Source organism: Sphaerotilus sp. (assembly GCF_013299175.1).
Classification (GTDB): Bacteria; Pseudomonadota; Gammaproteobacteria; order Burkholderiales; family Burkholderiaceae_C; genus Sphaerotilus.
Genome location: NZ_JAAFKF010000127.1, coordinates 1 through 9,338, shown reverse-complemented (window position 1 = coordinate 9,338; position 9,338 = coordinate 1). Strand labels below are relative to the sequence as shown.

Genomic DNA, 9,338 nt, shown 5'->3' with positions numbered 1-9,338 from the left:
CCGCGCCGTCGTACTCGGTCGGCACCGCCACGCCGTAGCAGCCCAAAGCGGCCAGCCCCTTCAGCTCGGCAGCGGGAAAGTGGTGCGCCTTGTCCCAGCGCGCCGCGTGCGGGGCGATCTGGTCTTGCACGTAAGTGCGGATGGCATCCTGGATGGCGCGGTGGTCGTCGCTGAGCAGCATGGGCGGGATCTCTGGCAGGGGGAGTGGACGGGAAGGGGTGGTGCGAGCAGCAGGAACAGCCAGCCGCCAAGCGCGAGAAAGGCCAGCGTCTTGTGGGGCGTGTCCGCGTCGATGAACTGCGGCAGGAAGGCGAGGAAGAACAGCGCGACCTTCGGGTTCAGCACATTCGTCAGCAAGCCTTGCCGGAACACGCGCCCGAGCGGCACCGGGGCGATCGTCCCCGCTGTGGTGGTGGCGCCCGCCGGTTGCAGCGCACTGCGCAGCATGCCCACCGTCAGCGCGAACAGGGGCAGGTCATGCAGCCCGAGGTCCGGCATCACAGCATCTCCACCGCCAGCGCCGTCGCCTCGCCCCCGCCGATGCACAGCGCCGCCACGCCCTTCTTCAGCCCGCGCTTGCGCAGCGCGCCCAGCAGCGTGACCACGATCCGCGCCCCCGACGCCCCGATCGGGTGCCCCAGCGCGCACGCGCCGCCATGCACGTTGACGATCTCGTGCGGCAGCCTGAACTCGGCCATCGCCGCCATCGTCACCGCCGCGAACGCTTCGTTGACCTCCCACAGGTCGACTTCGCCCGCCTGCCAGCCCGCCTTGTGCAGCGCCTTCTCGATCGCGCCGGCGGGGGCGGTCGAGAACCACGCCGGCTCCTGCGCGTGGACCGCGTGGCCGACGATGCGTGCCACTGGCGTCAACCCGCGTGCGGCAGCGGTCGAGGCGCGCATCAGCACCAGCGCCGAGGCACCGTCCGAGATGCTGCTGGCGTTGGCGGCGGTGATGGTGCCGTCCTTCTTGAACGCGGGTTTCAGGCTGGCGATCTTGTCGAGCTTGGCCTTGAAGGGCTGTTCGTCCTGCCGGATCACGGTGTCGCCGCCGCGGCCCTTGACCGTCACCGGCGCGATTTCCCAGTCGAAACTGCCGTCCTCGTTGGCCGCTTTGGCGCGGGTCGTCGAGGCGATGGCGAAAGCGTCCTGCGCCTCGCGGGTGAACCCGTATTTCGCCACGCACTGTTCGGCGAACACGCCCATCGCCTTGCCGCGCTCGTAGGCGTCTTCCAGCCCGTCGATGGCCATGTGGTCGAACAGGTGGGTGGCGCCGTACTTCACGCCTTTGCGCGCAAACATCAGGTGCGGTGCGTTGGTCATGCTCTCCATGCCACCGGCCACCACCACGTCTGCGCTCTCGGCCTTCAGCATGTCATGGCCGAACATCATGGCGCGCATGCCCGAGCCGCACATCTTGCTCAGCGTCACCGCCCCGGCCGACTGCGGCAGCCCCGCCGCCAGCACCGCCTGACGTGCCGGCGCCTGTCCCTGTCCTGCCATCAGGCAGTTGCCCATGAGCACTTCGCTCACCGCCTCGCCAGGAATGCCCGCACGCTCGACGGCGGCGCGGATGGCCACCCCGCCCAGCTCCCAGGCGGCCAGCGAAGCGAAATCGCCGAGCAGGCCACCAATGGGCGTGCGGGCAGCCGAGACGATGACGATGGGATCAGCCATGGGTGGACTCCGGGGCAGGGGATGACGTTGGGGTGCGGTAGCGGCGGTGCACCGATTCGACGGCGCGGGCGTAGGCGGGTTCGATGTCGTCGATGCCGGCCACGGTCATGCGCAGGTCTTCGAGCAGGCCGTTGTGCAGGCCGTAGACCCAGCCGTGGATGACGACTTCCTGGCCGCGCTGCCAAGCATCTTCGACGATGGTGGTGCGGCAGACGTTGAGCGCCTGCTCCAGCACGTTCAGCTCGACCAGCGCGTCCACACGCTGCTCGGCGGGTACGCAGTCGAGGAAGGCGCGGTGGGCGTCGCGCACGTCCTGGATGTGGCGCAGCCAGTTGTCGGCCAGCCCCACGCGCAGGTTGTTCAGCGCCGCCTTCACGCCACCGCAGTTGGAATGGCCCACGACGATGACGTGCCGCACCCGCAGCGCATCCACCGCGAACTGGATCACCGACAACGCGTTCAGGTCACTCGGCACCACCACGTTGGCAATGTTGCGGTGGACGAACAGCTCGCCCGGCAGCAGATCGACCAGCTCGTTGGCTGGTACCCGGCTGTCCGCGCAGCCGATCCACAGGTACTGCGGCGTCTGCTGCTTGAGCAGGCGCGTGAAGAAACCAGGCTCGCGCTGCTCGACTTCAGAGGCCCAGCGGCGGTTGTTCTCGAAGAGTTCGTTCAGTTCAGTGCTCATGGACGGATTGTTGCGTAGCGGCCGAGGCAACAGGCTGACAAACGGGTTTCAGCCGCGCACGTCGTTCCGGCCGGTGATGGTCATCAGGGTGGCGGTGATCGTGGCGACGAGCTGGTCTTCGCCGGGGCGGTTGGGGTGGGGCTGCCACGCCTGCCCGTCGGCGACGCTGATGGTGCGGCCGGCCTTGGTCACGCGGCCTTCGATGCGCAGCAGCGGCCCGCGCGCCGGGGCCAGCAGGTTGACCTTGAACTCGATCGTCAGCACCCCCGCGTCCGCCGGCATCAGCGTGGCCGCCGCGTAGCCGCAGGCCGAGTCGAGCGCGGTGGAGACGATGCCGGCGTGGATGAAGCCGTGCTGCTGCGTGACGCGCGCACTGTGCGCCAGGGTCATCGCGATGCGGCCCGGGGCCACCTCGACCAGCTCGGCGCCGATCAGCGCCATCGCCGCCTGCTGGGCGAACGACTCGCGCACGCGGGCGGCGTAGTCCGCATCGGCGGGCGGGAAGTCGGGGGAAGGGAGGTTCGGCATGGTCGGCGGTTGATGTTTACGTTGACGTTTACGTTTACGTAAACGTCAATCATAGCGACCCTGTCAGACCGGTGGCATCCGGGTTTGTCCCGCTTCGGCGAGCAGGCCCAGCGCGCGTTCCTCGTGCTGCTGGATCTCGGCCAGCGTGATCTGGATGTCCTCCATCTGCTGCGCGAGCTGGTCGCGGTGGGCTTGCAGGATGGCGAGGAAGGCGGTGAGCTGCTGCGTGGTGTCCGAGGGCGACTCGTACATGTCCACGAGCTGCTTGATCTCCTGCAGGCTCAGGCCGAGCCGCTTGCCGCGCAGCGTGAGCTTGAGCCGGGTGCGGTCGCGCACGGTGTAGACGCGGTTGCGGCCGTCGCGGGCGGGGGTGAGCAGGCCCATGTCCTCGTAGAAGCGGATGGCGCGCGGCGTGATGTCGAACTCCTGCGCCAGCTCGCTGATGGTGTAGGTGCAGGTCGCTTGGGCGACATCGCTGGCATCTGGGGTCGAGCGGTCAGGGGTGGTCATGGATACACTGCGGTGGACGGTGTTGACGTGAACGTCAACGTAAAGATCACTGGGTCGGCCCTCAGTCTACCCAGTCCACGCCCCGGAGCAGACATGGCGAACCCGCAGGAACACGAACTCACCTACGCCCTGGGCGACACGCTGCCCGCACTCGGCCAGACGCTGGAGATCGCGCCCGGCATCCGCTGGCTGCGCATGGGGCTGCCCTTCGCGCTGGACCACATCAACCTCTGGCTGGTGCGCGACACGCTGGACGGCCGCGAGGGCTGGACCATCGTGGACTGCGGCATCAGCAACGACGGCACCCGCGCCGCCTGGGAGCAGGTCTTCGCCGAGGCGCTGGACGGCCTGCCCGTGCTGCGCGTCATCGTCACCCACATGCACCCGGACCACATCGGTCTGGCGCACTGGCTGACCGAACGCTGGAGTACCCCGGAGTGGCCGTGCCGCCTGTGGATCAGCCTGACGGACTGGAACGCGGCGCGCATGGCCTCGCTCTCGACCACCGGCTTCGGTGGCGAGGCGGCGGCGACGTTCTTCGCCAGCCACGGCGTGACCGACCCGACCGCGCTCGACAAGGTGCGCCAGCGCGGCAATTACTATTCCGGCATGGTGCCGCAGGTGCCGCGCCAGTTCCGCCGGATGATGGAAGGGCAGCGGCTGACGCTGGGTGGCCAGGTCTGGACCTGCCATGCCGGCCACGGCCACGCCCCGGAGCACATCAGCCTGCACTGCGAGGCGCTCGGCGTGCTGATCTCGGGTGACATGGTGCTGCCGCGCATCTCGACCAACATCAGCGTCATCGACATCGAGCCGGAGGGCGATCCGCTGCCGCTGTATCTGGCGTCGATCGAGCGGATGCGCAAGCTGCCCGCGGACACGCTGGTGCTGCCGTCCCACGGGAAACCGTTCCGCGGCCTGCATCCCCGCATCACCCAACTGCAGGACCACCACACCGACCGCCTCGCCGACGTGATGGCGGCCTGCGCGGTGCGGCCGCATTCGGCGTTCGAGATCCTGCCGGTGCTGTTCAAGCGCCCGCTGGACCTGCACCAGCTCACCTTCGCGCTCGGCGAGGCGCTGGCCCACCTGCATGCGCTGTGGCTGGGCGGCGACCTGCAGCGGGTGCGTCAGGCCGACGGCGTCTGGCGCTTCGCGGCGGTCTGAGTTTTTTTGGCGGGCTTCTTGCGCGCCACCTTGGCCTTGGGCAGGACCACGCCGACGCGCTCGACCATCTCGCGCGCGAAGGCGATGAAGGCCAGCGATCCCTTGGCAGACGGATCGAACACGACGCCGGGCAAGCCGTAGCTCGGCGCCTCCGCCAGCCGCACGTTGCGCGGGATGATGGTCTGGAACACCTTGTCGCCGAAGTGCGCCTGGAGCTGTTCGCTGACCTGCTGCTGCAGCGTGATGCGCGGATCGAACATCACCCGCAGCAGGCCGATGATGCTGAGGTCGCGGTTCATGTTGGCGTGGACCTGCTTGATCGAGTTCACCAGGTCCGACAGCCCTTCCAGCGCGAAGTATTCGCATTGCATCGGCACCACCACGCCGTGTGCGCAGGTCAGGCCGTTGAGCGTCAGCAGGCTCAGGGACGGCGGGCAGTCGATCAGGATGAAGTCGTAGTCGTCCTGCACCTCGGCCAGCGCGGCTTTCAGGCGGCGGTCGCGGTGCTCCATCTGGACCAGCTCCACCTCGGCCCCCGCCAGCTCGCGGTTGGCGCCCAGCACGTCGTAGCCGACCTTCTCCACCGTCTGCCGTGCCTCGCGCACGCTGGCCGAACCGAGCAGCACGTCGTAGACCGTCAGCGCCAGCGCCCGCTTGTCGAGACCCGACCCCATGGTCGCGTTGCCCTGGGGATCGAGGTCGATCAGCAGGACACGCTGCTGGATCTTCGCCAGCCCGGCGGCCAGGTTGACGGTGGTGGTCGTCTTGCCGACACCACCTTTCTGGTTGGCGATGCAGAAGATCTTGGCCATGTGGGGAGGGGCGCTCGGGCCGTGGTCGGGGCTGAAGGGAGGGCGGAGGGCAGGGCGATCAGGAGCGTATCAGGCGCAGCCCGAATCCGATCAGGCACACGCCCGCGAAACGCTGCAGCGCCATGCCGAGGCGCTGGTGGGCGCGCACCTTGGCGGCAATCGCCTCGGCGAAGGCGCACAGCGTCAGGCACCACACCGCCGTGATCACGGCGACGGTCACGGCCATCGCCGCGAAGGTGGGGATGCCGCGGTGCGTGGCCGGGTCGATGAACAGCGGGAAGAAGGCCATGTAGAACACGATTGCCTTCGGGTTCAGCAGGGTGATGAGCAGCGCCTGCCGGGCGTAGTGGCGCGGGGCGATCTGCACCGGGCTGGACGAAGCGCCCGCGCGCGGGAACAGCAGCCGCCAGCCCATCCAGCCGAGGTAAGCCGCACCCGCCCAGCGCACTCCGTCGAACACGGCCGGATGTGCCGCCAGCAGCGCCGCCACGCCAGCGACCGCCAGCCACAGCAGGATCTGGTCCCCGACGATCACCCCGAAGGTCGCTGCCGCGCCACCCCGAAAGCCGCCCTTGGAGGTCGCGCCCAGCAGCGCGAAGGTGCCCGGTCCCGGCAGGGCCAGGAGCACGATGATGGCGACACAGAAGGCGCCGAAATCCGCGATGCCGAACATGGTTCAGAGTCCTGTGGTGGGTGGCTGCCGCCGTAGCCGCATCCAGACGATGCAGCGTTCCGCGTTCAAGCCCGGCACCTGCAAGGGTTCCACGTGGAACACCTCGACATCGCCGGGCAGCGCCGCGATCTCGTCCGCCGGGTGCTGGCCTTTCATCGCCATCCACACGCCGCCCGGCGCCAGCAGCGGGCGCGTCAGCGTCACGATGTCCGGCAGCGAGGCGAAGGCGCGTGCGGTGATCAGCGGCCACTGCGTGTCGGTGATCGCCTCGACGCGGGTGTGGCGGGCCTGCAGGTTCGGCAGGCGCAGCTCGGCCGCCACCTGGCGCACGAACGTCACCTTCTTCTGCACGGTGTCCACGCAGGTGACGGCGGCGTTCGGCTGCGTGGTCGCGATGACGACCCCTGGCAACCCGCCGCCGCTGCCCACGTCCATCACCGACACCGATGCGCCGCCCGTGTGCCGGCGCATCGGCGCCATCACCGCCAGGCTGTCCAGCAGGTGGTGCGTCAGCATCTGCGCCGGGTCGCGCAGCGCGGTGAGGTTGTAGACCTTGTTCCAGCGCGCCAGCAGGTCGAGGTAGCCGAGCAGCCGATCCGCTTCAGCGTCTGTCAGCGGGCAGCCGAGGGCCGCGGCTCCGGCGATCAGGTCATGCCGCATGGGCGAACCCCTGGATGCGGTGCTTTTTCAGATGCACCAGCAGCAACGAGATCGCGGCCGGCGTCACCCCCGAGATCCGCGAGGCTTGGCCCAGCGTCTCCGGTTGGTGGCGCGTGAGCTTCTGGCGCACCTCGATCGACAGCGCCGTGACCTGCGCATAGTCGAGGTTGGCGGGCAGCTTCAGGTGCTCGTAGGCGCTGGCGCGCTGCACTTCGTCGTTCTGCTTGTCGATGTAGCCGGCGTACTTGGTGGCGATTTCGAGCTGTTCGATCACCGCGTCGGCCAGCGTTTCACCGAGTTCGGTTTGCAGTGTTTCACGTGAAACTACGGCACCCGGATGGGCGATCGCCAGCACTTCTGCCACCGTGTCGAAGGTGATGCCGGGGCGGCGCAGCAGGTCTGTCAGGTTGTATTCGTGCTCGATCGCCTTGCCGAGCAGCCGTTCTCCGTCCGCCGCCGGCAGCGTGGCCGGGCGAACCCAGGTGCTCTTCAGGCGCTGTGTTTCACGTGAAACAGCGTCCCGCTTGCGGTTGAACGCATCCCAGCGCGCATCGTCCACCAGCCCGACATGGCGGCCGAGTTCGGTCAGGCGCAGGTCGGCGTTGTCCTCGCGCAGTTGCAGGCGGAACTCGGCGCGGCTCGTGAACATGCGGTACGGCTCGGTCACGCCCTTGGTGATCAGGTCATCGACCAGAACGCCCAGATAAGCCTGGTCGCGGCCGAAGGTGAGGGCGTCCTTGCCCTGGACCTGCAGCGCGGCGTTGGCGCCTGCGTGCAGCCCTTGCGCCGCGGCTTCCTCGTAGCCGGTCGTGCCGTTGATCTGGCCGGCGAAGTAGAGGCCGCCGATCGCCTTCGATTCGAAGGTGCTCTTCAGCTCGCGCGGGTCGAAGTAGTCGTACTCGATCGCGTAGCCGGGCCGCAGGATGTAGGCATTCTCCAGCCCCGCCATCGTGCGCACGGCGGCGAGCTGGATGTCGAAGGGCAGGGAAGTCGAGATGCCGTTCGGGTAGAACTCGTGCGTCGTCAGCCCCTCGGGTTCGAGGAAGATCTGGTGCGAATCCTTGTCGGCGAAGCGGTTGATCTTGTCCTCGATCGACGGGCAGTAGCGCGGCCCGACCCCTTCGATCACGCCGGTGAACATCGGGCTGCGGTCGAAGCCGGTGCGCAGGATGTCGTGGGTCTGCTGGTTGGTGTGCGTGATCCAGCAGGGGACTTGCTTCGGGTGCTGCGCGGCGTGGCCCATGAAGCTGAACACGGGCACCGGGTCGAGATCGCCGGGCTGCTCGACGCACTTGCTGAAGTCGATCGAGCGGCCGTCGATGCGCGGCGGCGTGCCGGTCTTCAGGCGTGCTTGCGGCAGCTTCAGCTCTTTCAGCCGCGCCGACAGGCTCACCGCCGGCGGATCACCCGCACGGCCGGCGGGGTAGTTGTTCAGGCCGACGTGGATCTTGCCGTCGAGGAAGGTGCCCGCCGTCAGCACCACCGCCGCGGCGCGAAAGCGGATGCCGATCTGGGTCACGGCGCCGACCACGCGGTCGCCTTCGACCATCAGGTCGTCCACCGCCTGCTGGAAGATCCACAGGTTCGGCTGGTTCTCCAGGCGGTGGCGGATGGCCGCTTTGTAGAGGATGCGGTCGGCCTGTGCCCGGGTGGCGCGCACGGCCGGTCCCTTGCTCGAATTCAGGATGCGGAACTGGATGCCCGACTCGTCCGTCGCCGCCGCCATCGCGCCGCCGAGCGCGTCGATCTCCTTGACCAGGTGGCCCTTGCCGATCCCGCCGATCGACGGGTTGCAGCTCATCTGGCCGAGCGTCTCGATGTTGTGGGTGAGCAGCAGCGTGCGGCTGCCCATGCGGGCGGCGGCGAGCGCGGCTTCGGTGCCGGCGTGGCCGCCACCGACGACGATGACGTCAAATGTGTCGGGGTAGAGCATCGGGCGCTCCGAGTGAGGACGGGGTGTCCGCACGGGGCGCGCGGACAAACCTCGATTTTAGTTTCGTGCGGCGACGGCGCGTGCGTGCAGCGCAGAGACCGCTTCCGGCACCATGCGGCTCAGCGCATCACGGGCTTCGGACGAGGCGATCATCTCCACCTGCTCTGGCGTCATGCTGTCCGGATCGCCGCCCATCAGGATGATCGGGGCCAGCAAGTCGGCCAGTTCCGGATCGTCGAACATCGCGTTCCAGTGGTCCGGCGTCAGCGCCGCGGCGTGCAGGAAGCCGATGCACCACAGCTCCGCGTCCACCACCACGTCCGAGGCATCGTCGCTGCCGGGGATCTCGGCGATGCCGAACAGCGGCTCCAGCGTATCGGGGCCCTCCTTCAACTGGCGGTCGATCGAGGCAAGGTGGCGCAGGGCGAGCTGCACGACACGCTTGGTCTGCTTGCCGCTGGCGAACGGCGAACTGTCCGGATCGTCGCTGCCCCACAGGCCGGGCACCCACACGTCGGCGTCGGGCAGCGTCGGCGACAGCAGCAGCGCGGTCAGGTAGCCGTCGAGGCTTTCCATGTCCATGATCGACTCGTCCGACGCCGCCGCGAGCAGCAACTGGTCGAGTTCGTCCATCTCCGCTTCGGTCAGCGGCGGGTTGTCGAGGGCGGGGTTGTATTGGGGGTGTTTCACG

General features: G+C 68.5%; 11 protein-coding genes and 1 pseudogene. 1 reads left to right on the top strand and 11 read right to left on the bottom strand.

What is annotated here, in order from left to right:
* The 6 genes and pseudogenes from QZW52_RS16975 to QZW52_RS16950 all read right to left on the bottom strand — a co-directional run.
* Nucleotides 1-181 (bottom strand): acyl-CoA dehydrogenase family protein (locus QZW52_RS16975; protein ID WP_294000892.1); only part of this gene is annotated, 181 nt, incomplete at its 3' end.
* Nucleotides 182-255: 74 nt separating this feature from the next.
* Nucleotides 256-498, bottom strand: a pseudogene (locus tag QZW52_RS16970) (LysE family transporter); the annotation flags it as partial.
* The gene (locus QZW52_RS16965; protein ID WP_294000891.1) at nucleotides 498-1,676 is read right to left on the bottom strand and encodes an acetyl-CoA C-acyltransferase; all 1,179 of its coding nucleotides are present in this window, start codon (nucleotides 1,674-1,676) and stop codon (nucleotides 498-500) included. The pseudogene QZW52_RS16970 and the gene QZW52_RS16965, both read right to left, overlap by 1 nt.
* Nucleotides 1,669-2,364, bottom strand: a complete 696-nt coding sequence (gene can, locus QZW52_RS16960) for a carbonate dehydratase (protein ID WP_294000889.1) — start codon at nucleotides 2,362-2,364, stop codon at nucleotides 1,669-1,671. Before can ends, QZW52_RS16965 begins: the two co-directional genes overlap by 8 nt.
* A 48-nt stretch (nucleotides 2,365-2,412) precedes the next feature.
* Nucleotides 2,413-2,892, bottom strand: coding sequence for a PaaI family thioesterase (locus tag QZW52_RS16955; RefSeq protein WP_293997339.1), 480 nt, complete (start codon nucleotides 2,890-2,892; stop codon nucleotides 2,413-2,415).
* 63 nt (nucleotides 2,893-2,955) lie between these two features.
* On the bottom strand, nucleotides 2,956-3,402 hold the full coding sequence (locus QZW52_RS16950; RefSeq protein ID WP_293997337.1) for a MerR family transcriptional regulator: 447 nt from the start codon (nucleotides 3,400-3,402) through the stop codon (nucleotides 2,956-2,958).
* Between the two features lie 93 nt (nucleotides 3,403-3,495).
* On the opposite strand from QZW52_RS16950, the gene QZW52_RS16945 reads away from it, so the two are divergent.
* The gene (locus QZW52_RS16945) at nucleotides 3,496-4,569 is read left to right on the top strand and encodes an MBL fold metallo-hydrolase (RefSeq protein ID WP_293997335.1); all 1,074 of its coding nucleotides are present in this window, start codon (nucleotides 3,496-3,498) and stop codon (nucleotides 4,567-4,569) included.
* Here QZW52_RS16945 and QZW52_RS16940 read toward each other — a convergent pair.
* The 5 genes from QZW52_RS16940 to QZW52_RS16920 all read right to left on the bottom strand — a co-directional run.
* Entirely contained in the window at nucleotides 4,533-5,381 is an 849-nt protein-coding gene (locus tag QZW52_RS16940; RefSeq protein ID WP_294000887.1) for a ParA family protein, read from the bottom strand. The two genes, QZW52_RS16945 and QZW52_RS16940, sit on opposite strands and share 37 nt — an antisense overlap.
* A 58-nt stretch (nucleotides 5,382-5,439) precedes the next feature.
* Nucleotides 5,440-6,054 carry a LysE family translocator gene (locus QZW52_RS16935; protein WP_294000886.1) on the bottom strand — a complete coding sequence of 205 codons (615 nt, stop codon included), beginning with the start codon at nucleotides 6,052-6,054 and terminating at the stop codon, nucleotides 5,440-5,442.
* Between the two features lie 3 nt (nucleotides 6,055-6,057).
* Nucleotides 6,058-6,714 (bottom strand): 16S rRNA (guanine(527)-N(7))-methyltransferase RsmG, encoded by a 657-nt coding sequence (gene rsmG, locus QZW52_RS16930; protein WP_294000885.1) that lies wholly within the window; start codon nucleotides 6,712-6,714, stop codon nucleotides 6,058-6,060.
* Nucleotides 6,704-8,647 (bottom strand): tRNA uridine-5-carboxymethylaminomethyl(34) synthesis enzyme MnmG, encoded by a 1,944-nt coding sequence (mnmG, locus tag QZW52_RS16925; protein WP_294000883.1) that lies wholly within the window; start codon nucleotides 8,645-8,647, stop codon nucleotides 6,704-6,706. Before mnmG ends, rsmG begins: the two co-directional genes overlap by 11 nt.
* 57 nt (nucleotides 8,648-8,704) lie before the next feature.
* On the bottom strand, nucleotides 8,705-9,338 hold a 634-nt coding region (locus tag QZW52_RS16920), incomplete at its 5' end, for a UPF0149 family protein (protein WP_294000882.1).